Source organism: Bradyrhizobium sp. SZCCHNGR1005 (genome assembly GCF_032489995.1).
GTDB lineage: Bacteria > Pseudomonadota > Alphaproteobacteria > Rhizobiales > Xanthobacteraceae > Bradyrhizobium.
Genome location: NZ_JAUEZC010000008.1, coordinates 81,619 through 107,584 on the forward strand (window position 1 = coordinate 81,619; position 25,966 = coordinate 107,584).

A 25,966-nucleotide genomic window follows, 5' to 3' on the forward strand; every position below is an offset into this window, starting at 1 on the left:
GCGCGGCCGCGGCGACATCTATGGAACTCGCAGCGGGGCATTGGGTTCTCCGAGTGGGGGCGATGAGGAGCGTCGCCATGAGACAGAGCATTGTTGCAGCCATCGCCATCGCTGCGGTTGCTGCTGGCGCCGGGTGGGCGGTCCATTCGACCAAGATCGCCGACTCGTGTCCGTCCCCATCTGCGGCTTCGGTCACTGCACTCTTTGCGCCATGCCAGGCCGTCGAGACGGCGACGGCGCCCATGATCTCCCGCAAGAATGCCGTGCAGATGGGCCTGATGCCAGCGGATGAACGGAGTGGGCCGGGAGCGGGTTCGCCAACCCTGTTTGCGGAGAAATAGCGCGAGGTTGGCTGGTGCCGCTAGCGGTCGCCCGAGCCCGCCTTGGCCAAACGTCCGGCGTCAGGTTCGGACGTCATCTCGGTAGCAAGCGCCTCGAAGGGCCGGCAGGTCGACAAGCCTGGCGCCATCGAACGCGCTGACCGGGATCGCTAGCACCAGCCCGGAAGTGTTGGCGGAGCGACAATCGACGGCGCTAGCAAAGGAGCCGGCGAGTTGGGCTCGACCGCCGCCATCACGCCAATCGAATGTCCCCGCGGGTCAAGGAGAGAAGGCCGCCCATACGTCTTTGGTGATGGTGGTGGTCTCGTGCGGCATTGGTCCACCCCAGATAGTCGTCAATGCGCTCGCGCTGATCAGCGCGCACCTCAGCATATCAGTGCAGGGGGCTTCGGTCCCTCAGATTCAGTCCCTCAGATAAAGGGGCAGCAGTCTACTCGCCTCTCTTTCGGGCGGACGCACCTTCGAGGACGCCTGGAGCTATCGTCGTTCGGCGCGCGGCCGACGAAATGGCTCTTCCGTGCCGACGCCCAACGCAGCCACGACACGTTCCAAAACGTCGATCGATGGATTGCGCTTGCCGTCCTCTACGCCTGACAAACAGGTTTGGTGGACGCGTGCCCAGTGCGCAAGCTCCTCCTGCGAGAACCCCTTGTCGCGCCTTATCCTTTGTAGATTAAGCCCAGCCCGGCTGCGCACAGAGCGCAACAAGGTGCAACAAAATGCGACCTTACTAAAGGTTGCTACGGTGCAAGACTATCATGTAAGGTTGTCCTGCTTTTTGACGGTTCGACCAACGTCCTGACAGAAGGAGGAGGCTATGGAGCTTGAACAATCGCCACGGCAGATCGCTCTTTGGCAAGAACGCCGATCGGACACGATCCACCGCAGCCTCGATGATCTCTTGGCCATGGCGCACCGGTACCGCCATGAAGGTTGTTTGTGGCAGGCGATGGAGATGTATTGGATGTTGTCGGAAGACCATTACGGGACCGCCCAGGCGATGGAGGCGGAAGGGAGCCTGCTGGAACTGGCTGATGCCTATAAACACGAAGGTGCGCGACATGCGGCGCGCGCTGTCTATGAGCGCCTGTCCAATTTGGATGGCATAATGCGTCGCCATGAAGTGGAGACTGTGCGGCAAGCTTGACATCCCAGAGACGGGCTTGCAGGGCGGCGAAGCCCAACGAATGTGGCAAAGTGGAGCCCTCAATACCCAAGCCGCGGCGTGCCGCGCCAAGGGTGCCTTTGCTCATCGGCCGCATGTGTGACCGCGAGGACGGAAACACGAACTCGCTTCTGCCGGTCAGCTCGCGCAACTCGCCGGGGATGGCGACCGCTTGGCTGTTGAGGGGCACACGCGCGGCCGACGCATCTTCATGATTTCGGCCGGCAGCGAAATGGCTGGGGCGTTGTCGTGTGCACTAACCCAGCTCCGTCGCAACTGACGCAACTCGCCCGGTCGGAGCGCGGTCAACGCGGGCAGTCTCGTACCGTCATCTGGGCCGTCACCCAGGCTTGTCATCAAATGCCATCGCAGGGATTTGGTAGCATTTCGGTGGCGTCAGATAGCTACGCCATTGACTGTGCTTTGCTTTCGGATGGCTGTGGATTTTCGTTGATGGCAGCGGATGAACAGGATGGTGCCGGCTGAGGGGATTGAACCCCCGACCTTCGGTTTACAAAACCGCTGCTCTACCGCTGAGCTAAGCCGGCGAACGCATCGTCAGGATCGCGCCGCCTTCCGGAAGCCAGCTTGCGCTGGCAGAGGCGGGCAGCGGCGCCGTTCCTATCAGAGTTGCCCTGGCGAGGCTACTCCCGTCCGCAATCGGGCGTGGGCCGCAACAAAGGGACGACCCTAAGGTCGCCCCTGGCCGAGACGCTTGATGGCTCGTGCCGGCCCCTCGTCACTGGCAGAGGTGCATCACCCCATCACTGCCCTTGAACATCGTGCCGGGACGGCAGGCCAGCCCGTTGCGGGTGGCATAACTGTCCCAGTTGCCATAATAGCCCGTCGGGCCGCGGTCAAAGGCTGGCTGGCTGTAGTGATAGGGTCCCGGGTCATAGGCGTAAGCGTCGGCCGCGCGGAATGGAGCGGTGGCGATCGCGCCGGCAGTTCCGACCGCAGCGCCTGCGACTCCGGCAGCCGTGCCGACTGCGCCGGCGGCGACATCGACCGGCCAGAAACCGCTGTTGCGGCGATCCCAACCGTTGTTGTTCCAGCCGGCATCGGCCTGCTGCGGCATGGTCTGCTCGCGCACGATGTTGCGGTGTCCTTTGACGTGCTTGGCGAGCGCGGGACCTGACAATGCCGTCGCAAGCGCTGCCGCCACCCCGACAATAGCGATCTTGTTCATGGAATACTCCGTCGTTGTGCCCCGCCAGCTAAGCGCAACATCGGACTGGGGTTCCTGGATATCTCTCCGGCTTCTTCAAACCGTCGTGAGAGATTGCGAATGCCACCGTCTCTCATCCGCGCGGCGCGCTGCTGGGTGCTCGGTGTGGGATCGACGATCGGGATGGTCGCGCTGTTGGCGGCGATGGCCGCACCGTTTGCGATTTCGGCGTGCGCACGCGTCACAGCCGCTTCTCACCAACATGGAAAATGGGGCGGCAGCGATAGTCGGCGGCATTAACCCGGGAGGAATGCCCGCGCGTTAGGCTTACCGCAAGATCGAGGTGCGCCCTTAACCCTTATCGGCGGCCATTGAGGTAATTTGAACAGGACAACCGGGACGTGAACTCTATGCGTTTTACCATGGCTTTGGCCATTCTGATCGGAACGGCCTCCGCATCCTTCGCCAGCGAAGGGTTCGAGATCATCAGGCCGATGCGCCCGGGTGTGCCGATCATCATCAACGGCATCGATGCATCCTACGCCGTGGTCGAAGGGCAATTCGGGCTTGGCCGCGGTTATCAGATGCAGCCCACCATCTATGGCGGCCGCTATGTCGATTCCGAGCCGCAGGTCGGCCACTATTATCCGAGCCTCGGCTCCAAGCCGGGCTATGGACGGATGGAGATCGAGCCGCCGGCCAACCGCAAATTGCCGAAGCCGGCAGAGAGCTATCATCGATCATGGGGCGCCCAATCCATGATGCAGCCGCCGCAGCCGGAGGTGCCGATGTATCCACCTGCGGTGATCCTGGCGCCGCCTGAGGGTCATCGCGATTTCGGCGGCCCGCCGATGGACTATCGCCGGTAACGGCGAGGGCTCGAGACCAATAAAACGAGATCAATAAAAAACTGATCGACAGGAGAGAGTAATGCGTCAAACGATTTCAGGACTTGTTGCCGTTATTGGCCTTGCTGTCGTGGGCACAGCGCCCGCGGCGGCTTGCGGATTTACGACCTGCGGGGCGTGCACTGCTTACGCTCCCTGTGCGCCGGCTTACGTCTATCAGCCCGCCTATACTTATCAGCCGACCTATACCTACACTTACTCCGGCTGCGGCGCCTGCGGCGCGCGCTATGAGCGCCTGGTCGAGCCGACCACCCAATATTACTACGTGAATCAGGGCCCGACCTACAGCGGCCCGGGCGCCTTCGCGCCCTATCCGGCCTACAGGGAGAGTGCGCTGCCGGCCTATGGTTATGGCTACCGGCACTACTATCACGGCGCCGGCGTCTCCGGCCCCGCCGTTTACGGCTACCGCCACCACAGGGCGTATCGTTGGGGCTATTCGCGGTACTATCAAGGCCGCCCGGTGCTGCGCCGCTACGACTGATCGCGGGTGCGCGAGGTTCGGTGCCCGCGGGCGGGCGTGTTGCGGTTCAGGGCATGAGTCCAAGCTGGCTGGCGCCGATGTAAAGCGCCAGCACTGCGGCGTTGGAGACGTTGAGGCTCTTGATGTCGCCCGGCAGGTCGAGCCGCACCACCACGCTGCAGGTCTCGCGGGTCAGCTGCCGCAGGCCCTTGCCTTCGGCGCCGAGCACCAGCGCGAGCGGCTGGCGCAATTCGATCGCGGCGAGCTTCTCGGATCCTGCGCTGTCCAGGCCGACGGTCTGGAAGCCGCGCTCGTTCAGTCGGCTCAGCGCGCGGGCGAGGTTCTGCACGGTGACGATCGGCACGAGCTCCAATGCGCCGGAGGCGGACTTTGCGAGCACACCGGTTGCTTCCGGGCTGTGCCGCGCGGTGGTGACGATCGCCTTCACCCCAAACGCCGCGGCCGAGCGCAGAATGGCGCCGACATTGTGCGGATCGGTGATCTGGTCCAGGACCAGGACCATGCCGGCCGCTTCCAGGGTCTCGACATCGGGCGAGGGCAGGGGATCGGCTTCGGCAAGCAGACCCTGATGCACCGCATCAGGCCCGAGCTGGCGATCGATCTCGCTGGGGCGGACGATCTCCGGTGTCACCCGGGTCGGGATCTGTTCCTCGGCGAGCCGGCGTGCGGCATTCTCGGTCAGATACAATTTGCGGATCCGGCGCTGCGGATTGGCGAGCGCCAAACTCACCGTATGCCAGCCATAGAGGATCACCGGCCCGTCATGATCGGATCCGCGCTCGCGCCACGCCGGCGGCCGGCCGAAACCACCGGGTTTACCGAAGGATTTGCCGGCTGGTTTACCACCGGGGCGCCGGGCGGGGGGCTTTCGATCGCGTTCTTTCATGAAAGGGCTTGTGTCATGCGGACCAGATTCTGGCAATTTGGCAGTGTGGGACCCGGAAATTTGCCATTCCCTTGGTTGACTTTGCGGTCCGCCTTCGACCATAACGGCCCCGGCCGCGCGCGCCCGCTTTGAGGGCCCCCGCGGCCTTACCGTCTTTATGGCGCTGATGGTCGAACGCCGCTCTTTGCGGAAGGCCGCCGATGCCATTGAAACGGGGGAGTGTCCCGAGTGGCAAAGGGAGCTGACTGTAAATCAGCCGCCTCATGGCTTCGCAGGTTCGAGTCCTGCCTCCCCCACCAACCCCGCCGGTAGCTCAAGTCAAGCCTTTCGGACAATCCGTTCTCCGAATGTCGGTAGGCTCGGGTAAATTTGGCCGAACTTGCTCGGCAATGGCGCCGCCAAGCCGCCGGGCTTGATGGAGCCAACTGTATCCAGATATTGCCATTTGTGTCCTGATGTGCTTACCGACCGCTCGGTAATGCGCAGTGGTGGGCGGTGGGACGCTGGTATCGGGCAGATATTGATGGTCTGCGGGCGATCGCGGTTGGCATCGTCGTGCTGTTCCATCTGCGCATCAGCGGGTTCGAAGCAGGCTTTGCCGGCGTCGACATCTTCTTCGTCATCTCCGGCTATCTGATCACCGGCCATATCCTGCGCGACATCGCCGCGAAGCGGTTCTCGTTCGCCGAGTTCTACCTGCGGCGGGCGCGCCGGATCCTGCCGGCCTTGATCGCCACCATCATGCTGACCTTTGTCGCGGGCTGGCTCTTTCTGGCGCCGGAGTTCCTGCGCCAGCTCGCCAAAGAGGCAACGCACGGCCTGCTGTCGATCTCCAACATCCAATATTGGCGCGAGGCGAACCAATATTTTGCGCCGACGGCGGACCAGTTGGCTTTGCTGCATCTGTGGTCGCTATCGGCCGAGGAGCAGTTCTATCTCGTCTCGCCGCTGCTCCTGGTTCTGTTCAGCCGGACTGCTTACGCGTTTCCCGCGATTGGGCTGACCGGGCTGATGTCGCTGCTGGCCGCCATCATCTGGTTGCCGCGCGATCCCGGGGCGGTGTTCTTCCTGACGCCCTTCCGTGTGTTCGAATTCGTGCTCGGGGCACTTGCCATTCAGCTGGAGCGGCCGCTCGCCAAATCGTCCGTGGGGCGCGCCGTCGTTGCGGCCGCCGGCTACGTCGTGCTGATCGGCAGCCTGTTCTTGATCGGCCGCTTTCAGGAGGCCGCGGGGATCGCTGCGTTGCCGCCGTGCATTGCGACCATGATGATCATCGCGGCCAATCGGCCGATTCGCCTGCTCGCCAACCCAGCGGTGCTTGCCATTGGGCGCGCCTCCTATTCGCTGTATCTCGTTCACTGGCCGGTGATCTTCTTCGCGCGCTTCATCTTCGGGGATCCGGCGGAAACGCCAGGCGGGATCGCGGCCCAGCTTGCGGTCATGGCGGCGCTCACGGCTCTGCTGTTCTTCACAGTCGAGCAGCCGCTGCGGCGGCTGCAGCTGGCAAGATGGAAGCAGGCAACCGGATTCGGCGTCGTGATCGCCGCCTGCGTGGCGATCACCTATGGAAGCTTCAGAGCCGATGGCATCATGTCGCGGATGCCGGCCGACCGGCTTGCATTATTGAAGCTGCAGAGTTTTGGGTTGAACGTTTGTCGGCAAAGAACCGATGTGAGTTGCGCGTTCGGCGATCCCAGCGGATCGCGTTCGCTCGAACTGGTTGGGGATTCCTTTGTGCAGCAATATGTCGCTGCGTTGGATGGCCCGCTGAAGGCACGTGCGATGGCGGGCCACACCTCGACCATCGGTGGCTGCCCCGTCTTGCTTGACGTCACCCTGCCAGGGCCGCGCGCGCAGACATGCGCGGAGCATCGCGACCGAGAGCTCGCGCGCGTCAAGCAATCGCCGGCCGAGGTCGTGGTGATCGGGCAGGCTTGGCAGGTCTATCTTGAGATGTTGAGCGGAGCGCATGTCCCGATGTCAGCCGCCGATCTGGCCGATCATGTCGCCGCCACCATCCGCTTTCTCGACCGCCCGGGACGCCGTTTCCTTGTGATCGGGGCGCAGGTCCGGCCCGTTGATTGCAGCTTTGATCGCTTGCGCATGATGCCCGGGCCGATCTGGCACAGGCTGCCGAAGCCATGCGAGCCGCTACCGAAGCAAGCGGCGATCGCGGACGGGGGCGCCATCGACGAGGCCTTGGGCAAGGCTCTGGCGAGCGACACGAACGTGACGCTGTTGAGGCCGTCCGAGATCTATTGCGACGAGGACTGTCCCGTCGTGAGCGATGATGTCTGGCTCTTCCAGGACGCCGGCCATTTCACGGTCGCCGGCGCGCAACGGATGGGAGCGCGGGCCAGCGCCATCTTCGCCAAGGTTCTCTCGGGCGAATAGCCTCATTGGGACTCGGCCGTTGGCGCCCGTTCCAAGACCGACTGCAATGCCGTCGATGTGTCCACAATCCGCCTGGCGAGCAACACCGAGCCCTCCGCGGTCAGATGACCTTGGTCCCAGGCGATCGGCGCCCCTGCCGCGACGACCGGGCAAGGTGCGTTTGGCGGGCACAGGAGGCGGAACGGTGACACATACTCCGTCAGCGGCACGTCCTTGAGCATGTTGCGCAGGATATCATCCGATCTCTCGACGAAGGGGAGCAGATGACTGTCCGGCGCCGCGCCGAAGTGCATTGCGGACACGACGAGGCGCGGCAGGGCCGTGTCATATTGCAGACTCGGGCCGACCAGCACGACGCGGCTTCCGGAGGCGGTGATCGAGGCAATCGCCGCGAGCAGGCTTCGGCGTGTTTCCTCAGCTTCGACCGAGCGCGCCCAACCGCCCGAAATCAACACGACGTCCGGCCTGATCTCGCGGATCAAGGCCGGAACCTTGCGGTTGAAGGCAGCGCATCGCTCCGTCTGGCCGTAGCTGATGGCGGGAAGGCATTGGGCCATGGTTGCCCTCAGGACGCTGCCTGGCGGGAGGGCTTGTCGCAGGCCGTGGGTGAGGTGCGCGGCGTGGCTGTCGCCCCATACGAAAACGTTGGGCCTGGGGCCGGCCGCGATGCACGAGGGCGAGAGCTCCTCGACTGTCTGGGTTGGATCCAGGAAGCAGGAGCGATCTTCGTAGACCGGTCGATAGTCGTAATCGAGGAAACTCGCCATCGCCAGCTCCTGTGGCGAGAAGCGGAACGGCAGGCCGGCGGACCAGATCATCGCGGCCGCAAAGGCGATGGCTGCAATGCCCGTCGCGCCGAGCGCCCGCCATGTGATGCGCCACTCGGCCCGACGTGCGGGCCGTTCGACGAGATAGTAGCTTGCGACCGAAAGCGCCGTGCAACAGACGACGAGTGCGAACTTGTCGAAACCGGACGTCGGCGGTCCCCAGACTGCATAGACCAGAGACAACAGCGGCCAGTGCCAGAGATACAGCGAGTAGGACCAGAGCCCGACGGTGATCATCGGCTTCGTGACCATCAGCACGGCTTTGCTCGGCGCCGGATTGGCCCAGATCACCGCGGCAGTAGCGAGACAAGGCAGCAATGCGGCTTGTCCAGGATAGGGCGTTCGCGGCGAGAACACGTTGACGGCCGCGCCAAGCGCAATCCACCCGAGCGCGGCCGCTACGATCCTCAGCCGTTGCGTGGGAGGCTCAGGCAATGCCTCGATGGCCAGCAGTGCGCCAAGCGCGAATTCCCAAATGCGCGCCGGCAACAGATAGAATGCGCCTGCCGGCTGTAGCCGTGTTTGCAGGACACAGATGGCAAAGGATGCAAGCGCTGCGATCACGAAGCCGAACAGCGTCAGCGAGCGGCGCAGCGCGAAGGCCGCGACCGCGGCGGCCGGGAAGAGCAGATAGTACTGCTCTTCGACCGCAAGCGACCAGGTGTGCAGCAGCGGCTTGGTGATGGCCGCTGCGTCGAAATAACCCTGCTGCGACCAGAACAGGATGTTGGAGGAGAAGGTCACGACGGCGAGCGCCTGTTTCGCAACGGAGACCGTATCCTGCGGCAGCAGTAGGACGCTGGAGCAGGCCAGCACCGTACAAAGCATCGCGAACGAGGCTGGCAGGATGCGGCGCGCCCGTCGCTTATAGAAGTTCGCGAAGGAGAAGGTGCCGGCGAGAACCTCGGCCCGTATGATCCGCGTGATCAAGAAGCCGGAGATCACGAAGAAGACGTCCACGCCGACATAGCCGCTTCGGAACGGCGAGATGTCGTAGTGGTAGGCGATCACGGAAATGACCGCGAACGCTCGAAGACAATCAATATCCGGTCGGTAGGAGAGAGGGCTCAAATCACGGTCCACAGCGAAATGTTGCCCCTGGCGGTCGGGACACATGCTGCAACATGTTACCCTGAACAGGACGAATACGTCACCCTCATTGGCACACGCGCACCGCGAGTATTGCAGAATCAGCACAGTGGCTCGCGATCGCCGTTGCCGCTCACGATTTGGTGCTTGCGTTCACAGACTTGCCCCAATGCCATGTTGGCCTTTGCTCCCTGGCAGTTTGTAGAGTGTCGTGTCATGCGTAAGTCGAGTCCGAAGGCCGGCCGTGCCGTAATAATTGGCGGCGCTATTCTACTTAAAGTTGCGTGCGGGACGGCGTGGGCCGAGACCGCAGATCCCCCAAGCGCTCCGCCGGCATCGCCCGGCGAAACAGCCAAGGACAGTGGTCCGTTCGGCGGCTGCGAGCCGATCGGCCTGACGGCATCCGGCGAACTCGTGTTCCCGCTGGAGTGCAAGAAGGCGATCAAGAAGCCGGCCGACGCCCCGGTCGCGTCGGATGAGAAGGCTCCGTCCGCCGAGAAGTCGGTCACGACCGACGCCAAGCCGGCGGCGGCGGACAAGTCGGCCGCGACGCCCGAGAACTCCACGGCCGAAGCGAAGCCCGCAACGATCGAAACCGGAACTGCGGCGAAGGAGGAAGTGCCGAAGGCTGCGGCAGCGGAGACGACCGCGACTGCGACTGCCAAGCCCGTGAGGGAGGCGGCGGCAGCGGCGGCAAAACCGGCTGCTGCCAAGCCTGCCGTGTCGTCCGAGAAGAAGGCCGTAGCGCAGGCGGGTGGATCGAAGAAGGCGGGTGGTCACGCCGCTGCAACCGAGCATGGCGCGGGCGAGGCCAAGTTGGTCCCTGCGCTGGCCAAGCGGCTTGCGATGGTCAAGCCGGCTCAGCCTGCGGCGGCAAAGCCGCCAGCCGACGCCAAGGCCAAGCTCCAGACCGCCGCGGCTGTTCCAGCTTGCACGCACTATCGTAGCTACAATCCCACGACCAAGAGCTATCTCGGCTTCGACGGCCATACATACGCCTGCCGCTAGTAGCGGGGCGGGCGCCTGCCGGTACCGCGCAAGGTGCCGGGGCTGCCGCGCGAGTTTCGGAAAGTCGGGAGCATGCTGCTATAAGGAACGAGAGTCCTCGCTGTTCCAGCGGGGCCGAGCCCTTGCTGCGTGCTGCCGCGCTGTTCGATCATGAGCAAAGCCGAGTCCGAACTGTTCGAGATGCGCCGGCTGGAATCGCTATCCAACACCATTTTCGGTGTGGCGATGACCCTGCTGGCCTACGATCTGCCGAAGGCCAATTTCGACAAGCTGCCGAATTGGGACGATCTGGTCCATGTCTATTCCGGCCGGCTCTCGGCTCTGATTCTAAGCTTCATTATTGCGGGGCTGTTCTGGGTCAGCCATCACCGCCGTCTCGCCCAGCAGCCGTATGGCGGGCGAGGGACCGTCATCCTCAATCTGTTCTTCCTGCTGTCGATTGTCCTGCTGCCGGTGACGAACGGGCTCTATGGCAATTACCGGCTGAGCAGTGCCGTCGCCGTGCTCTACGGCGAGCATTTGACGACCATCGCCGCCCTCAACGCCGTGCTCTGGTGGATGGCCGGCCGCGACCGTCCGGCTGAGATCGCCGGCGCCATCTTCCCGGTCCTGGTGTTCGTTCCAGGCACGGTGATCGCCGCGTTCCTGCCTGGCTATGTCCAGTATTTCTGGCTGCTTGGGTTCGGGGGGCTTTTGGCCCGGCGTTTCGTGCGCGCTCGGCCCGGTGGCGAACAGGCTGTCCGCGGTGGCTGATGCAAAACGCGGCGGGCTTGCGCCCGCCGCGCTCGGTTCTTGAACTCGCTGGTCCAGGGCCGAGATCGCCCCGAGTGCCGAGCCGGCGCATGATCCAGACGAATCATGCGGTCAAAACATGCTCAGCGGGCGATCCCAGCGAGGTGACAGCGCTTGGTATAAGACACTGGATCACCTCCTTTCGTTGTTGATGGGCCCCTCAATATAGCGTGCGGTGCCATGCGCCGAAAGGGCGGCGGCGCCCGAGGCCAGACAGAAGGGGTCGCCCGGGTTCCCGCGCCCACAGGACAGATTGCCCCGCGCGTCAGGAGAGGTTGAGACGGGCGTTCCGCCATGTTAGGGAGAGCGCCCAACGCGGGTGTAGCTCAATGGTAGAGCAGCAGCCTTCCAAGCTGAATACGAGGGTTCGATTCCCTTCACCCGCTCCAATGGTTTCAATGGCTTGGGCTGGGCTGCGAACGATTCGGACTTCCGACAAGCCAGGCTGGACACTTCCGACAAGCCTTCCCGGTCTGTTCGAAAAGTGAGCCGGAGCGATTACGCCCACTTGCTACGCTTATTGATGCGCTTCAGCTGAGTCTGCTGCCTGGCCTCGTCGTCGCGGTGCAGGTAGCTCACCGCCGCCGTTCTGCCGTCGATAACCAGCATTCTCATTCGAACTGTCTCCTGCGTGCAACAATGATGTTGCCCCTCTCATGATACAACTTCAAGTCGTTGATGTCTGGGAGGACCATCATGAGGGGCGCCTGTTTGCAGTGGCCCGCCGGGCCGATCGTCGACAGGACAGTGCGCAGGCGGCTGCAGCTTTGTTTGATGTTCCTTTGCCTCGTGGTCATTCAGACCGTTGCTGGCATTCGTCCCGCGGCTTCCCAGATCGGGACTCTGCCCCCCGGCCAGATCGTTTTTGGTCCCGTGGTGCGCGGGCAGAGCTTTTTCAGGTTGGGCCTGCAGGGTACGGCGGTCCCGGAAATCATCAATGGCTATGAAGCCAACAATTTCCTGGATGGTCTCATAACTCCGTCCACGCTGTCATTCGTCAATACGACAGGCTCGCAAGCGGCTGTCGTATTGACGGCGGTGCCGACGCAGTTCGTTCGCTTCTATGCCCCGAACGCAGGGATCGGCCAGATCGGCAACTTCATCGTTGGTACCAACGCGGTGCGCGGTCTGACGCCGGAACAGATTCGCGACCTCCTGGCGCTGCCCGCAGTCCCGACGATGCAGACGCTGGTGCAGGTGCCCGCAGGGACGTGCCTTCTGTTCGGCACGGCCGGTGCGATCCTCAATTCGCAGGCTCCGCCGCTCGGGGTATGGGGCCACGGCGGCGCGGTGCAGGAATACATCATCGGGCAGCAACAAAACGGAGCGGGATGCAGCTCTACGGCGCAACCTCCTCTGTTCATTTCGACTGCCGACTACATCAACGCGCAGCTGATCGGTGCCCAGGCTCTGCTCTATACGCCGCGGGCCGGCGGCGGCAACGCGGGAGCCGTTGCCGGAGCGCTCGACCGGGGGCCTTATCCGGCGCTCTTTACCGCCATGGACAGCATGTACAACGCTCTCGACGTGCTCAATTTCGGAGATGATCCCCGACCGTTGCGCTCCGCGCTCGTCCAGCTCGACGGAGAGGTCCATGCCAGCGCTCGCACGGTGATGTTCGGCGACAGCGTCTATTTGCGCGAGGCGGTGCTCGGACGCATGCGCCAAGCCTCGTTCGCCGGCGAGCTCGGCCCGATGGCCGCTCTCGGTCTCGGAGGCCCCATGTTGGCCCATGCGGACGGGGCCGGCTCATATTCTCTCAGTCAGGAGCGGGACTCTGCGCTCGCCTATGCCGACCGGTCCAGGCCTCCGTTTCCGGTGAAAGCAGCAGTGCCACAGCCACCCAACCCTGAGAATGTATTCTGGGCTCAGGGCGTTGGTGCCTGGGGCAGGTTTGGTGGCAAGGGAGATGCGTCGAGCGTGAACCGCGATCTCGGTGGATTCTTTGCCGGCGTCGACCGCCGCTTCGCGCCCGATTGGCTCGCCGGCTTTGCCGTCGGCTATACCAGCTCTTCCCCGAGTATCGCCGACCCGAGAAGCTCGGCCGGCATCGATACCGCGCATGTCGCCGGCTACGTCGGAGGCCACTTCGGCCCCTGGAACCTGCGCGGCGCGGCTTCGGGCAGCTTTAATACGGTCGATACCAATCGAATAGTCATCTTTCCCGGATTCTTCGACGCCGACGGTGCCCGTTATCATGCGACCACGACTCAGGTCTTTGGCGAAGTGGGGTACGGCACGTCATTCGGGCAAATCGCGACCGAGCCGTTTGCCGGGCTTGCGTGGGTCCATCTCGACACCGACAGCTTCGCGGAACAGGGAGGTGCTGCGGCGCTGAGCGGTTTCGGCAGCAGAGAAGACGTCGGCTATTCCACGCTGGGAGCGCGCGCGGCCGACAATTATGTCCTCCAAAGTGGTCTGGTACTTACGCCGCATGTCTCGGTCGCATGGCAGCACGCCTTCGGCAGCGTGAACCCTGGGGCTGCGCTTGCCTTCGCTACCAATGGTGCGTCCTTCCTTGCCGCCGGCGTGCCGCTCGCGCGCGACGCAGCGCTAGTCAACGCCGGATTGGATCTGACTGTTACGCCTCAGGTCGTGCTGCAGCTGGTCTATTTCGGACAACTCGCCGACCGCGTTCAGGATAATTCGGTAAAGGGCACGTTGAAGTGGCGGTTCTGACACGTCACGGTTTGGGAACAGCTGGCCGCGATCTCGTGCGGTGAAGCAAATGAGTCCGGCAGCCAGGACCGGATCGTCGTGTTCAAATCGAACCCGACCGCTTCGGACCGAGTCCGGTCGAATATGTCAGCGTTCTTCCGGGAGCGCGCCGCGCGAACGGCGGATCGTGGCGCAACGGACACACAACCGGCCCAAGAGAATGGTCCGAGTTGGAATTCCAGACACGAAGCTCTATTTCACCCTTCGGCGCGGCGGATGAGCCGCCCCCCAAAACCTCCCGAGGATCCGATGAAGAAAATCTATCACACGCTGCACTTCGTAGTGCACGACGAGAAGGTCTTGCATGAATTCGTTCGCAAGCATGCCGATCCGGAGGATTTCTCGGCCATGGAAGAGCACGATGCCGACGAAGCAGAGAAGGGCGAGCCGGTCGATCACGTCTACTCGGACGTCGAGTGGATCGTTGAAAACGGCCGCGTCTTCGACGCCGAAGGCATCGAGTACAGCGGCGGAGAGACGGGCGAGATCGACGAGGCGGACGAAGACGACGGGATCTCGGACTGATCTGCAACGGCGAGCCCGCTGACGGGTTCGTGTCGTTCGGACACGGACCCGTCGAAAACGGATCGTGGCTTCTGACCTTGCGGTGGCTTGGTCGTTGCCTTGCCGATCATTTTTCTGGTGCTGGATCGGCAGCGCGCAATGCGGCGGAGATGCCGCAATGGGATTGGCCTTGCGGCGCTATCGGTCTCGGCTCGCCGCCCAAGCGGCAAGCACGGCGCGCTCCTCGGGCGTGATCTCGGTGATGTTGCCGGGCGGCATGGCACTCGACCAGGCAGCGTTGCGCGCAATCAGCCGCGCATTGCGCTGGATGTGTTCGCGGCTGTCGAGCAGCACCGCTTTCGGCGCGGTGACGATCCCGTCCCACACCGGCTCGGCGGCGTGGCACATGCTGCAGCGGGACAGCACGATCTCCTCGACTTGCGCATAGGTCGGCGCGCTTGGCGCTGATGCGGCCTTGGCATCGCGCGGTCCGGCGGCGGACAACAGCGCAATCGCGATCATCCCGGCCACGGCGACACCCCACACCCACCACGGCGAGGGTCTGCCCTTGTGCCGTTCGTTGAAGAAATGTCGGATCACGGGACCGAGCGCCAGCACGATCGCGACGATCAGCCAGTTGTAGCGGGTGGCGAACAGCAGCGGATAGTGATTGCTGATCATCAGCACGACGACGGGCAGCGTGAGATAGTTGTTGTGGACCGAGCGTTCCTTGCCGGCCTTGCCGAGCTTGGGATCCGGCGCTTCGCCCGCGAGCAGTGCCGCGACGATCTTCTTCTGGTTCGGGATGATCACCGCGAAGACATTGGCGACCATGATGGTGCCGATGATCGCGCCGATCTGGTTGAAGGCGCCGCGTCCGCTTAGGACGTGCGTGAACGCATAGGTGAGCGCGACCAGGAAGACATAGCCGCCGAGCGCAAACGGCAGCTCATGCCGCGCCAGTCCGCTGCGGCAGGCGGTCTCGTAAAGCAGCCACGCCAAGGCGAGCGAGCCGAAGCTGAACAGGCCGGCCTGCAACGGCGTCAGGTCGAGGATCGACTTGTCGATCAGGAACAAGTCGGCATTGAGATAGTACACCACGATCATCAGCGCGAAGCCGGACAGCCAGGTGGTGTAGGCCTCCCATTTGAACCAGGTCAGCTCGCTCGGCATCTGCGCCGGCGCGATCAGGTATTTGACCATGTGGTAGAAGCCGCCGCCATGCACCTGCCACGCCTCGCCCATGACGCCGGAAGGCAGGCCCTGGCGCGGTTTGAGGCTGAGATCGAGATGGATGAAGTAGAACGAACTGCCGATCCAGGCGATTGCTGCCACAACATGCAGCCAGCGGAAGATCAGGCTCAGCCACTCCGATATGATCGATCCCCACATATCTTTCTCATGATTCGCGTGGTTGGCGTTGCGGTGGACTTCCTGCGCCTGATCAAGTTCAATAAGCCAGGATGAAGCGAGGCGGTTCGATGAAGAAGCTGGTTCTGGTCATGCTGTTGCTGGCGCAGCCCGCCTGGGCGCAGATGAAGCCGGTGGCGAAGGACGCCGCCGGACGCGCCGACCCCTGCGCGCCGATCGGGCGGACAGAGGATGGCAAGCTGGTCTATTCGATGAAGTGCGAGACTTTGCCGAAGCCGGCAGTGCCCCCTCAGGCCGAAGCGAAGCCGGCTTCTGAGCCGGAGCCCGAGACCGAACGCAGCGGCCTGTTCGGCCTCTCCTACGACCGGCGGCCGAAGCAATAGCGCCATCGTCTCGGACCTCATCGTCTCGTTCGCGATCAACCGCCGAACTTCTCCTGTAGCAGTGGAAATAGCCGGTCCGGCTTGAACGGCACCGCGGTGAAGCGGATGCCGGTCGCCTTGCGCAGCGCGTTGCCGAGTGCCGCCGCCACCGGGTTGTAAGGGCTTTCGCTCATCGATTTCGCGCCCAGCGGACCCAGCGCATCGGTAGTCTCGGCGAACAGCACCTCGGTGCGCGGCACGTCGGCGAATGACGGCAGATGGTAGTCGCGGAATTTGGGGTTGACGACGCGGCCGTTGGCATCGATCACCACCTCCTCATAGAGTGCCGCGCCGAGCGACTGCGCTACGCCGCCTTCGACCTGGCCGCGGCACTGCATCGGGTTGGCGACGCGGCCGGCGTCAGCGGCCTGCACGCTCTTGAGGATCTTGATCTCGCCGGTATGCTTGTTCACGGCGACACGAAAGCCCTGCACGTTGAATGCGACGGAGCGCGGCGTGCCGCGCGAGTTGCCGTTCGCCGCAAGGGCCGTTCCGTCGGTCTTGGCCTGCTTCGCAAGCTCCGCGAAGGAGAAGCGTTGCCGTCCACGCGTCACGCCGCCATCGGCCAGCGTGCACGCGTCAGGATCGACAGCCCAAAGCCGCGCCGCGAAGGTCCTGAGCCGATCGGCCAATTGCTCCGCCGCATCCTGTGTTGCGCGTCCCGCGACGAAGGTGCCGGCCGAGCCATAGGCACCGGTGTCGTGTCCGCCATGCGCGGTGTCGGATTGTCTCAGGCTGATATGATCCACAGCGGTGGCGAGGATCGTCGCAGCGATCTGACGATGCACGGTGCTGGTGCCGTTGCCGAACTCGGCGGTGCCGACGGTGAGATCGAAGCCGCCATCTTCGCGCAGTGCGATCGCCACATCGGCGATGTGGCCGTCCGGTGGCACCGTGTCGATCATGGTCAGCGCGATGCCGTCGCCGGTGAGCCATTCCGCGGAGAGGTCAGGTTTGCTGATATCGGCGGCCATCGCTCGCTCGACCAAATCGAGGCATTGATCCAGCCCATAGGAGCCATAGAAGACGTCACGGTAGCCGTTGTCCGGCGGATACAGCATGGGGTCGCCGGACTTGACGACGTTACGTCGTCGCATCTCGAACGGATCGATCTTGAGCTGATGTGCCAGCTCGTCGATCGCGGCTTCGACCGCGAACAGGCTCTGCGGCAGGCCATAGCCTCGGAATGCGCCTGATGGCACCGTATTGGTATAAGCGACGACGGCGTCGACCTTCTTGTTCGGGCAATTGTAGACGCCGAGCGATTCGCCACAGGCGTGAAACAGCACGGGGCCGGCGTGGTTGCCGTAAGCACCGGTGTTGGAGAGCACGTCGAGCTGCAGCCCCGTGAGCTTGCCGTCCTTGTCGGCTCCGGCTCTCACGGTGACGCGCATTGGATGCCGTGTCGAGGTCGCGATGAACTGCTCCTCGCGGGTGAATTCAAGCTTCACCGGCCGGCCGGTCTTCAGCGCGGCCAGCGCCAGGACGTCCTCGACGAACATCTCCTGCTTGCCGCCGAAGCCGCCGCCGACGCGTTCGCAGAACACGCGAATCTTCTCCGCCGGCAAGCCGAAGATGTCGGACAGCGCGCGCCGGGTCAGGAACGGCACCTGCGTGCTCGAGCGGATGTTGAGAACACCGGAGGGCTCGAGCCAGGCCAGACCGCCGTGAGTTTCCAGCGCGGCGTGCTGGACCCGCTGCGTCGTGAACGTTCCCTCATAGGTCACGGCGGAAGTCGTGAGCGCCGCTGCGACGTCGCCATATTCGCCATGACTCTCTGCAACGATGTTCCGCGCGGCATTGGCGACGCGATCTTGCGGCGTGCGGCCAGGATGAATGATCGGTGCGCCCGGTGATATCGCCTCAACGGGATCGGCCACCGCGGGGAGGAGTTTGTAACTGATTGCAAGCCGCCGGCAGCCTTCCTCGGCCGCCGCCTCGCTCTCTGCGACCACGGCCGCGACCTTCTGCCCGATGAAGCGAACGACATCGTCGAGCACGCGCGTGTCATCCGGATCCATCCACGCCTTCTCGTGTCGCGCCGTCGAGAACAGCGTGGCTGGTGCATCCTCATGCGTCAGCACGGCCACGACGCCCGGCACGGCGAGTGCCGCAGCCTTGTTGATCCCGACAATCTTCGCATGCGCATGAGGCGAGCGCGCGAGCTTAATATGGCAGAGCCCGTCGATAGCGGTATCGAACGTGTAGCGGGCCTCGCCGCGCACGATCTGCGGTCCGGCAGGTGCCGGCAGGCTGCGGCCGAAAGCCTCGCCGGCAGGCACATTCTCGATATTGCAGATGCCATGAAGCGCATCCTCGATCGCGCGATAGCCGGTACAGCGGCAGAGATTGCCCTTGAGCGCGACACCGAGTTCCTGCCGCTGCGCCTGGTTCAGCGAAGCACAGGTCAGGATCATGCCGGCCGTGCAGAATCCGCACTGAAAGCCTTGGGCATCGACGAAGGCCTGTTGCATCGGATGCAGCCCGTCGTCGGATGCCAGCCCTTCGATGGTGGTGATGGCATGTCCTTCGGCGCGAAGCGCCGGGATCAAGCAGCTATGCACCGGCTCGCCGTCGAGCAGTACGGTGCAGGCGCCGCAATCGCCGGCATCGCAGCCTTTCTTCACGCCGAAATGACCGGTCTCGCGCAGGAAGGTGCGCAGGCACTGACCTGGGCGCGGCGCGGCGGACAGTTCTTTGCCGTTGACGAGATAGCTCATGCTCGCACGTCGTCCGTCAGTTCGCGGCGGACTTGCTCGGCGAGCCGCAACGTCATCGCCTGGCGCCAGACCGGCTTGCCATGCAGGTCGCGATGATAGAGGTCGTCGGGAACATCGTGCAGGATCGACTCTCGCATCACCTCTGCGGTGGGCTTGGTGGCGAAGCGAAGCTGGACCGGCTTCACGGTCGAGGCGGTCACGGTCAGCAGCAGATCGCCACCATGATCGGTCGTACCGATCACCAGGGCGGCCGAACGCCCGACCGGCGTCAGCGAGATCTGGCGAAAGGCGGCGCGTCGCCGCAACGCCACGAGCGGCACATCGATCTGTCGTAACAGGTCGCCTGGGCCAAGCACGTTGCGCTGATTGCCCGTCACGAAGTCAGCGACTGCAATCCTCTGCTCGTTGCCGTCGGCTTTCCAGATCGTGCAGACGCCATCGAGGGATGCGAGCAAGGAAATCATCGGCCCGGCCGGCAGCGACATGCAGAGATTGCCGCCGACGGTTGCCGTCTTCCAGATCTTGAATGAGGCCAGGAAAGCGCGGCAGCACTGATTGATCAGCGGCGCGGCGAGCCAGTCGGCGGGGCAGGGGAAAGCGTCGAGCTGTGCAACCGTACAGGTTGCAGCGATGGCCAGGCTGGTTTCGTCGACCTCGAGCGCCGGCCAGTGAAGGTCGCTGAGGTCGATCAGTCGCGACAGATGCGCCTGCGGTTCCGAGAACAGCCAGGTGCCGCCGGCGAGCCAGGCGTCGCCTGCCTTCCAGACCGGCAGCTCCGCCCGGCTGCGCGGACGAACCACTTCGGTGATGGTGTTCAAATCCATGACCTGTCGACGCTCGTGAGGCGACCATCGCCATTGAAATCCTTGCAAGACCGGCGCCAACTGGCAATAGCGTGCTGTTGGCCTTTCGATTGCAGGCGTAGTCTTGGATAACCGAGGGGTGAGCGCCGATATGGCCGGCACAGAGCGCAGGCGGAAGATGAACATGAGCGAGTCGCAGCCGATCTGGATCAGGGACCCTCTCGCCATTCTCGCCGATGGTGCCGCGCGCGGTGTGGTCACCAGCGGAGGCCGCATCGTTGAGCTGGTCGGGGCGGGGTGCGAGCCCGCGACCCCAAATGCCGCGGTTTTCGATGCGAAGGCGCATGTCGTGATCCCCGGGTTGATCAACACCCACCATCATTTCTACCAGACGCTGACGCGGGCGTTGCCGGCAGCGATGGATCGGGAGCTGTTTCCCTGGTTGCAGGCGCTTTATCCGGTCTGGGCGAAACTGACGCCGGAGGCGCTCGATCTCGGCGTGACAGTGGCGATGGCGGAGCTGATGCTGTCCGGCTGCACCACGACCACCGATCATCATTATGTGTTCCCCGCAGGGCTCGAGGACGCCGTCGACATCGAGGTGGCCGCGGCGAGGCGGCTGGGGCTGCGGGTGTCGCTGACACGTGGCTCCATGAACCGCTCGCAGCGCGACGGTGGCCTGCCGCCGGACAGCGTGGTGCAGGACGAGGACACGATTCTCGCCGACAGCGCCCGCGTGGTCGCCAAGCATCATCAGCGTGGACCGGACGCGATGGTGCAGATCGCGCTCGCGCCGTGCTCGCCATTCTCGGTCACAACCTCGCTGATGCGCGCGACCGCCGAACTGGCCGAGAAGCTCGACGTGCGCCTGCACACGCATCTGGCGGAAACCGAAGACGAGAACGCCTTCTGTCAGGAGATCCACGCCTGCCGGCCCCTCGATTATCTGGAACAATGCGGCTGGCTCGGCTCGCGCACCTGGCTTGCACATGGCATCTTCTTCAATAAGGAGGAGATGACGCGCCTCGGCAAGGCAAAGACCAGCATCACCCATTGCGCCTGCAGCAACCAGATATTGGCGTCCGGCTGCTGTCCGGTATGCGAGATGGAAGAGGCGGGCGTCGCGATCGGTCTTGGGGTGGACGGCTCTGCCTCCAACGATGGATCCAACCTGATGCAGGAGGTGCGCGCGGCGTTCCTGTTGCAACGGGCGCGCTATGGAGTCGGCAAGGTCAGCCACAAGGATGCGCTGAGCTGGGCCACCAAAGGCTCGGCTGCCTGTATCGGCCGTCCCGAGCTCGGCGAGATCGCGGTCGGCAAGGCCGCGGACCTCGCGCTGTTCAAGCTCGACGAACTGCGGTTTTCCGGCGCGGGTGATCCGCTTGCCGCGCTGGTGTTATGTGGCGCGCATCGCGCGGACCGCGTCATGGTCGCCGGAAAATGGGCGGTCGTGGACGGCGTCGTTCCCGGGCTAGATCTGGCCGATCTCATCCGGCGCCACAGCGCGGCGGCACGCAGGATGCAGATCGGTTAGTTTCTCAGCTGGGCAAAGATGGTTCTGCTGCAGCGGTGGGCTCTCTCCCCCGCAAGCAGGGGAGAGAGAAACGAAAGCTTCACCGACGCGTCACTTCCCCGGCACCTTGTCATCGACGCCCTTGACGTAGAAGTTCATGCTGAGGATCTGGCTGTCGTCGAGGTGATCGCCGCCCTTGCACTCCACCTCCTTGCCGTCTTGGGCGAACACCGGGCACTTGAACGGATGCAGCTTGCCGGCAGTGATCGCGCCCTGGGTGTCCTCGGCCATCTTCTTCACATCATCAGGCATGTTGGTGTAGGGCGCCATTTCGAACATCTTGGATTCGAGCCCGCCCCAGGTGTTCTCCGGCTTCCAGGCACCGTCGAGCTCGGCCTTGACGCGTGCGACGTAATAGGGCGCCCAGGTGTCGAGGATCGAGGTCAGCTGCGCCTTGGGACCGAACTTGATCATCTCCGAATCCTGGCCAAAGGCGAACTTGCCGCGCTCCGCCGCGACCTGCATGGCCGCCGGGCTGTCGGTGTGTTGCATGATGATATCGGCGCCCTGATCGAGCAGAGCCTTGGCCGCATCGGCTTCCTTGCCGGGATCGAACCAGGTGTTCGCCCAGATGATCTTGACCTTGATGTTCGGATTGATCGACTGGGCTCCGATCATGGTGGCGTTGATCCCCGAGATCACCTCGGGGATCGGGAACGAGCCGATATAGCCGAGCACGCCGGTCTTGGACATCTTCGCTGCGATCTGCCCCTGGATGTAGCGGCCCTGATACCAGCGCGCCGAATAGGTCGACATGTTCTTGTCGCGCTTGTAGCCGGTGGCGTGCTCGAAATGCACATTGGGGTATTTCTTCGCGACTTTCAGTGTCGGGTCCATGTAGCCGAACGAGGTCGTGAAGATCAGCTTGTTGCCGGCGCGGACCAGCTGCTCGATCGCGCGTTCGGCGTCGGGACCCTCCGGAACATTCTCGAGATAGGTCGTCTCGATCTCGTCACCGAACTCCTTGACCAGCGCCTGTCGCGCCAATTCGTGCTGATAGGTCCAGCCGAGATCGCCGATCGGGCCCAGATAGATGAAGCCAACCTTCAGCTTATCGGCGGCGAGCGCCGCGCCGCTGACGGCAGCGGTAAGGATGAGCGCGGCAGCTGCCGCCAAAAATCTGTTCGCCATCATCAATCTCCCAAAACGGTCGGGGGTGAACTTGCAGAACAACATGCGGCCCCCTCGCATGTGCCCCGAGTGATCTTCATCGATCCGGCACGAACACCGTCCCGAGCGCCGCCGGCGCGGTTGAACCGCCGGTCCGGGTCCGCGCCAGCAGCACCAGCACGATGATGGTTGCGAGATAGGGCAGGGCCGACATGAATTGCGATGGGATGCCGACGCCGGCGCCTTGCGCGTGCAATTGCAGGATCGTCACCGCCCCGAACAGATAGGCGCCTATCACCAGGCGAACTGGGCGCCAGGACGAGAACACGACGAGCGCGAGCGCGATCCAGCCGCGGCCGGCGGTCATGCCCGGAATGAAGAAAGGTGTATAGGCAAGCGGCAGATAGGCGCCGGCAAGCCCGGCGCAGGCGCCGCCGAACAGGACAGCGTACATTCGAATGCGCAGCACGGGATAGCCGAGCGCATGCGCCGAGACATGATTGTCCCCGCAGGCTCGCAATACGAGCCCGGCACGCGTTCGGTACAGGAACCACCAGACTCCGACGATGAGCGCAATCGACAAGTAGACGAAGGCATCCTCGCCGAACAGGATCCGGCCGACCAGCGGGACCTCGCTTAGCCCGGGAATATGCAAATGCGGTGCGGTCGAGATGCGCTCGCCCACGAAGCGCGCGCCGATCAGGCCCGATAATCCGATGCCGAAAATCGTGAGCGCAAGACCTGTTGCGACCTGGTTGACCGCGAGCCCAAGTGTCATCAAGGCAAAGATCAGCGACAATGCCGCTCCCGCGAGTATCCCGCAGAGCGCGCCCACGACGATGGAGCCGGACAGCCAGGCACCGCCGAATCCGCAGGCGGCGCCGACGATCATCAGGCCTTCGACGCCGAGGTTGAGGACGCCGGAGCGCTCGGTCACCAACTCGCCGGTGGCCGCGATCAAGAGCGGCGTCGAAGCCGCCAGCACCGAGAGGATGATGGCCTCAACCAACTCCACGTTGCACCCCCCGTGACGCGAGGATCAGCCGAAAACGGTAGAGGATCAGGGAATCGCAGGCGAGCACGTAGAACAGCAGGATGCCTTGGAAGACCTTGGTCACATCCAGCGGAATCTTCATGGTGATCTGAGCCTGCTCGCCCCCGATGAAAGTCAGCGCGAGAAACAGCCCTGCAATTAATATTCCAATCGGGTTGAGCCGGCCCAGGAACGCCACGATGATCGCCGTGAAGCCATAACCTGGCGAAATTCCTGGTTGCAGGTGCCCGACCGGTCCGGCAACTTCGATGATGCCGGCCAGCCCGGCGAGCGCACCCGAGACGGCGAAGGTCAAGACGATCAGTTGATCGGCATTGAAGCCGCCGAAACGTGCGGCGCGCGGGGCTGCGCCGACCACACGGATCTCGAATCCCTTGATGGTTCGCCGTAGCACGATGAAGGCGCCAGCCACGACCAGGAGGGCAATGATGGCGCCGAGATGCAGGCGTCCGCCCTCGATCAGCACAGGCACCGTCGCGACGGGATCGAACTCGGCGGTGGTCGGGAAATTGAAGCCGGCCGGGTCGCGCCAGGGACCGCGGACCAGGTAATCAAGCAGCAGATCTGCGACATAGACCAGCATCAGGCTGGTGAGGATCTCGCTTGCGCCGAACTTCACCCGGCATAGCGCCGGGATCAGCGCGTACAGCGCACCGGCGGCAGCGCCTGCCAGCAGCATGGCGGGCAGGACCCAATGGCCGGCGTCGGTGCCTTGGGTCTTCACCGCGATCCAGCTGCCGGCGACCGCGCCGATCAGGAACTGCCCTTCGGCGCCGATATTCCAGGCGCTGGCGAGATAACATAGCGATAGCCCGATCGCGATCATCACCAGCGGCGTCGCCTTGACCGCGATCTCCTGCAACGAATAGCTGTCGGTGAGCGGTGCGATGAAATAGGCCGCCAGGGCGGCGAGCGGATTCTTGCCGAGCAGGGCGAACAGGATCGTCATCGTTACGAGGGTGAGCCCGATCGCGATCAGTGGTGAAACCAGTGCTATCGTGCGCGACTGTTCGGCGCGTTTTTCAAGCACGAGTTGCATGCGCCGTATCCTTCTGATCGAGGCTGCTGCCGCCCATCAACAGGCCGAGCTTTTCGCGCGTCGCCTCCGACCGCGGCAAGGCGACCGACAATTGGCCGTGGAACATCACTGCGATCCGGTCGGCGATCTCGATCAACTCATCAAGATCCTGGCTCGTGACGAGAACTGCGGCACCTTGATCCGCCAGATCGAGCAGGGCTTGGCGAATCACAGCCGCGGCGCCCGCATCAACACCCCAGGTCGGCTGGTTGACGACGAGCACGGCGGGGTTGCGCAAGATTTCCCTGCCGACCACGAATTTTTGCAGATTGCCGCCTGACAGGCTCGCAGCCTCCGGATCGCGCTCGGCCTTGCGGACGTCGAACGCCTCGGTGGCGCGGTCGACCGTTCGCAGCGTGGCTGCGGTATTGACAAAGCCATGCTGAACCATTTCGCCGGCCGCATGGCCGGTCAGCAGAGCATTTTCAGAAAGCCTCATCCGCGGCGCCGTGCCATGCCCCAGCCGCTCTTCCGGCACGAACGCAGCACCCAGCTTCCGGCGTTCGGTGATCGAGAGGTGCCCGCAGGCGATGCCGTCGATGATGATGGTGCCGGGTTCTTTCACCCGCCGCTCACCCGACAGAGCCGCGAATAGTTCATCCTGGCCGTTGCCGGCGACCCCTGCGATGCCGAGGATCTCGCCGCCTCGCAGTTCCAGCGAGATGTGCCGCAGGTTCACGCCATGCGGGTTATCGGGCGGAAGAGCGAGGTCGTTGACGACGAGCCGCGGCACGGTCACCCGGCGTTCGCCCCTGGGCTTCACCGTCTTGACCTCCGAGCCCACCATCATGCGCGCCAGCGAGGCGGCGGTTTCGAGCCTGGGATTGCAGGTCGTGATTTTCCTGCCACCGCGCAAGATCGTGGCGGTATCGCAGAGCCGCTTCACCTCCTCGAGCTTGTGGCTGATGTAGAGGATCGCGCGGCCTTCCGCCTTCAGCCGTTCCAGGACTACGAACAGTTGGTCTGCCTCCTGCGGCGTCAGCACCGCGGTCGGCTCGTCCAGGATCAGGAATTTCGGTCTCTGCATCAAGGCGCGTACGATCTCGATGCGTTGGCGCTCGCCGACCGAGAGCTGCCAGACCTCGCGTTTGGGATCGAGCGGCAGCCCGTAGTCGCGCGCGACATGTGCGAGCCGCGCGGCAATCGCCTTGAACGACTCCTCGCCGTCGAGGCCGAGCGCGACGTTCTCGGCGACAGTGAGGTTGTCGAACAGGGAGAAGTGCTGGAACACCATCCCGATACCCAGAGCACGTGCCTGCGCCGGGCCGGACAGCACGATTCGCTGGCCCTGCCAACGCAGTTCGCCCTCGCTCGGCTGGATCAGTCCGTAGATGCTCTTGACCAAGGTCGATTTGCCGGCGCCGTTCTCGCCGAGCAGCGCGTGGATCTGGCCTGGCCAGATTTCGAAATCAATCGCGTCGTTGGCGACGAAGTCGCCATAGCGTTTGGTCAAACCGACAGTCTGCAGGAGTGGGATTCCGGGTGCAGGTGAGGCGGCGGGCGGCAAATCGGACATTCTCTGCCACAGCTTGATAGGGAGGCTTGCTGATA

Annotated in this window: 22 protein-coding genes and 3 tRNA genes; 13 read left to right on the forward strand and 12 right to left on the reverse strand. The window is 63.8% G+C overall.

Annotated features, from left to right (window positions below; genetic code table 11):
- Window positions 1-77: 77 nt before the first annotated feature.
- Window positions 78-341 (forward strand): hypothetical protein, encoded by a 264-nt coding sequence (locus tag QXZ85_RS27475; protein WP_315741366.1) that lies wholly within the window; start codon window positions 78-80, stop codon window positions 339-341.
- A gap of 477 nt (window positions 342-818) precedes the next feature.
- On the opposite strand, the gene QXZ85_RS27480 is transcribed toward QXZ85_RS27475, so the two are convergent.
- The gene (locus QXZ85_RS27480) at window positions 819-1,037 is read right to left on the reverse strand and encodes a helix-turn-helix transcriptional regulator (protein ID WP_315741789.1); all 219 of its coding nucleotides are present in this window, start codon (window positions 1,035-1,037) and stop codon (window positions 819-821) included.
- A 121-nt stretch (window positions 1,038-1,158) separates the two neighbouring features.
- Here QXZ85_RS27480 and QXZ85_RS27485 point away from each other — a divergent pair, with 121 nt between their 5' ends.
- Window positions 1,159-1,488, forward strand: coding sequence for a hypothetical protein (locus QXZ85_RS27485; RefSeq protein ID WP_315705134.1), 330 nt, complete (start codon window positions 1,159-1,161; stop codon window positions 1,486-1,488).
- 491 nt (window positions 1,489-1,979) lie between these two features.
- Here the strand turns inward: QXZ85_RS27485 and QXZ85_RS27490 are convergent.
- Together QXZ85_RS27490 and QXZ85_RS27495 are read right to left on the reverse strand one after the other, a co-directional pair.
- A tRNA-Thr gene (locus tag QXZ85_RS27490) sits at window positions 1,980-2,054 on the reverse strand.
- A gap of 191 nt (window positions 2,055-2,245) precedes the next feature.
- On the reverse strand, window positions 2,246-2,695 hold the full coding sequence (locus tag QXZ85_RS27495) for a hypothetical protein (RefSeq protein ID WP_315761974.1): 450 nt from the start codon (window positions 2,693-2,695) through the stop codon (window positions 2,246-2,248).
- Window positions 2,696-3,084: 389 nt separating this feature from the next.
- Here QXZ85_RS27495 and QXZ85_RS27500 point away from each other — a divergent pair, with 389 nt between their 5' ends.
- On the forward strand, window positions 3,085-3,543 hold the full coding sequence (locus QXZ85_RS27500) for a hypothetical protein (RefSeq protein WP_315705469.1): 459 nt from the start codon (window positions 3,085-3,087) through the stop codon (window positions 3,541-3,543).
- A gap of 61 nt (window positions 3,544-3,604) precedes the next feature.
- Window positions 3,605-4,066 (forward strand): hypothetical protein, encoded by a 462-nt coding sequence (locus QXZ85_RS27505; protein ID WP_316167068.1) that lies wholly within the window; start codon window positions 3,605-3,607, stop codon window positions 4,064-4,066.
- Between the two features lie 46 nt (window positions 4,067-4,112).
- Here QXZ85_RS27505 and rlmB read toward each other — a convergent pair whose 3' ends face one another.
- Complete coding sequence (gene rlmB / locus QXZ85_RS27510; RefSeq protein WP_316167066.1) at window positions 4,113-4,952, reverse strand: 23S rRNA (guanosine(2251)-2'-O)-methyltransferase RlmB; 840 nt, start codon at window positions 4,950-4,952, stop codon at window positions 4,113-4,115.
- Window positions 4,953-5,165: 213 nt separating this feature from the next.
- Here rlmB and QXZ85_RS27515 point away from each other — a divergent pair.
- Both QXZ85_RS27515 and QXZ85_RS27520 read left to right on the forward strand, forming a co-directional pair.
- A tRNA-Tyr gene (locus QXZ85_RS27515) sits at window positions 5,166-5,251 on the forward strand.
- Window positions 5,252-5,447: 196 nt separating this feature from the next.
- Complete coding sequence (locus QXZ85_RS27520) at window positions 5,448-7,346, forward strand: acyltransferase family protein (RefSeq protein ID WP_315705138.1); 1,899 nt, start codon at window positions 5,448-5,450, stop codon at window positions 7,344-7,346.
- A gap of 2 nt (window positions 7,347-7,348) precedes the next feature.
- Here the strand turns inward: QXZ85_RS27520 and QXZ85_RS27525 are convergent, their stop codons facing one another.
- A complete protein-coding gene (locus tag QXZ85_RS27525; protein ID WP_315768143.1) occupies window positions 7,349-9,289 on the reverse strand; it encodes an acyltransferase family protein in 1,941 nt (646 codons plus the stop codon).
- A 189-nt stretch (window positions 9,290-9,478) separates the two neighbouring features.
- Here QXZ85_RS27525 and QXZ85_RS27530 point away from each other — a divergent pair, with 189 nt between their 5' ends.
- From QXZ85_RS27530 to QXZ85_RS27550, 5 genes are all read left to right on the forward strand, one after another.
- Window positions 9,479-10,270, forward strand: coding sequence for a hypothetical protein (locus tag QXZ85_RS27530; protein ID WP_315768142.1), 792 nt, complete (start codon window positions 9,479-9,481; stop codon window positions 10,268-10,270).
- Between the two features lie 150 nt (window positions 10,271-10,420).
- Window positions 10,421-11,023 (forward strand): TMEM175 family protein, encoded by a 603-nt coding sequence (locus QXZ85_RS27535; RefSeq protein ID WP_315768140.1) that lies wholly within the window; start codon window positions 10,421-10,423, stop codon window positions 11,021-11,023.
- A 354-nt stretch (window positions 11,024-11,377) separates the two neighbouring features.
- A tRNA-Gly gene (locus QXZ85_RS27540) sits at window positions 11,378-11,451 on the forward strand.
- Between the two features lie 649 nt (window positions 11,452-12,100).
- Window positions 12,101-13,741: an autotransporter domain-containing protein gene (locus QXZ85_RS27545; protein WP_316188379.1), complete on the forward strand. Its 1,641-nt coding sequence runs from the start codon at window positions 12,101-12,103 to the stop codon at window positions 13,739-13,741.
- A 123-nt stretch (window positions 13,742-13,864) separates the two neighbouring features.
- On the forward strand, window positions 13,865-14,305 hold the full coding sequence (locus QXZ85_RS27550) for a hypothetical protein (RefSeq protein WP_315705143.1): 441 nt from the start codon (window positions 13,865-13,867) through the stop codon (window positions 14,303-14,305).
- A gap of 177 nt (window positions 14,306-14,482) precedes the next feature.
- Here QXZ85_RS27550 and QXZ85_RS27555 read toward each other — a convergent pair whose 3' ends face one another.
- Complete coding sequence (locus QXZ85_RS27555; protein WP_316167059.1) at window positions 14,483-15,676, reverse strand: urate hydroxylase PuuD; 1,194 nt, start codon at window positions 15,674-15,676, stop codon at window positions 14,483-14,485.
- Between the two features lie 89 nt (window positions 15,677-15,765).
- Here QXZ85_RS27555 and QXZ85_RS27560 point away from each other — a divergent pair, with 89 nt between their 5' ends.
- On the forward strand, window positions 15,766-16,038 hold the full coding sequence (locus QXZ85_RS27560; protein ID WP_315705145.1) for a hypothetical protein: 273 nt from the start codon (window positions 15,766-15,768) through the stop codon (window positions 16,036-16,038).
- A gap of 35 nt (window positions 16,039-16,073) precedes the next feature.
- On the opposite strand, the gene QXZ85_RS27565 is transcribed toward QXZ85_RS27560, so the two are convergent.
- Window positions 16,074-18,797 carry a molybdopterin-dependent oxidoreductase gene (locus tag QXZ85_RS27565; protein ID WP_315705146.1) on the reverse strand — a complete coding sequence of 908 codons (2,724 nt, stop codon included), beginning with the start codon at window positions 18,795-18,797 and terminating at the stop codon, window positions 16,074-16,076.
- Entirely contained in the window at window positions 18,794-19,621 is an 828-nt protein-coding gene (locus QXZ85_RS27570) for an FAD binding domain-containing protein (RefSeq protein ID WP_315705147.1), read from the reverse strand. Before QXZ85_RS27570 ends, QXZ85_RS27565 begins: the two co-directional genes overlap by 4 nt.
- A 163-nt stretch (window positions 19,622-19,784) precedes the next feature.
- Here QXZ85_RS27570 and QXZ85_RS27575 point away from each other — a divergent pair, with 163 nt between their 5' ends.
- The gene (locus QXZ85_RS27575) at window positions 19,785-21,134 is read left to right on the forward strand and encodes an 8-oxoguanine deaminase (RefSeq protein WP_315705148.1); all 1,350 of its coding nucleotides are present in this window, start codon (window positions 19,785-19,787) and stop codon (window positions 21,132-21,134) included.
- 90 nt (window positions 21,135-21,224) lie between these two features.
- Here QXZ85_RS27575 and QXZ85_RS27580 read toward each other — a convergent pair whose 3' ends face one another.
- The 4 genes from QXZ85_RS27580 to QXZ85_RS27595 all read right to left on the reverse strand — a co-directional run bounded on the left by QXZ85_RS27580 (window position 21,225) and on the right by QXZ85_RS27595 (window position 25,931).
- Window positions 21,225-22,304 (reverse strand): BMP family ABC transporter substrate-binding protein, encoded by a 1,080-nt coding sequence (locus QXZ85_RS27580; protein WP_315705149.1) that lies wholly within the window; start codon window positions 22,302-22,304, stop codon window positions 21,225-21,227.
- A gap of 76 nt (window positions 22,305-22,380) precedes the next feature.
- On the reverse strand, window positions 22,381-23,298 hold the full coding sequence (locus QXZ85_RS27585) for an ABC transporter permease (protein ID WP_315705150.1): 918 nt from the start codon (window positions 23,296-23,298) through the stop codon (window positions 22,381-22,383).
- On the reverse strand, window positions 23,285-24,376 hold the full coding sequence (locus QXZ85_RS27590; protein ID WP_315705151.1) for an ABC transporter permease: 1,092 nt from the start codon (window positions 24,374-24,376) through the stop codon (window positions 23,285-23,287). Before QXZ85_RS27590 ends, QXZ85_RS27585 begins: the two co-directional genes overlap by 14 nt.
- On the reverse strand, window positions 24,360-25,931 hold the full coding sequence (locus tag QXZ85_RS27595) for an ABC transporter ATP-binding protein (RefSeq protein WP_315705152.1): 1,572 nt from the start codon (window positions 25,929-25,931) through the stop codon (window positions 24,360-24,362). The genes QXZ85_RS27590 and QXZ85_RS27595 overlap by 17 nt, the downstream gene beginning before the upstream one ends.
- Between the last annotated feature and the right edge of the window lie 35 nt (window positions 25,932-25,966).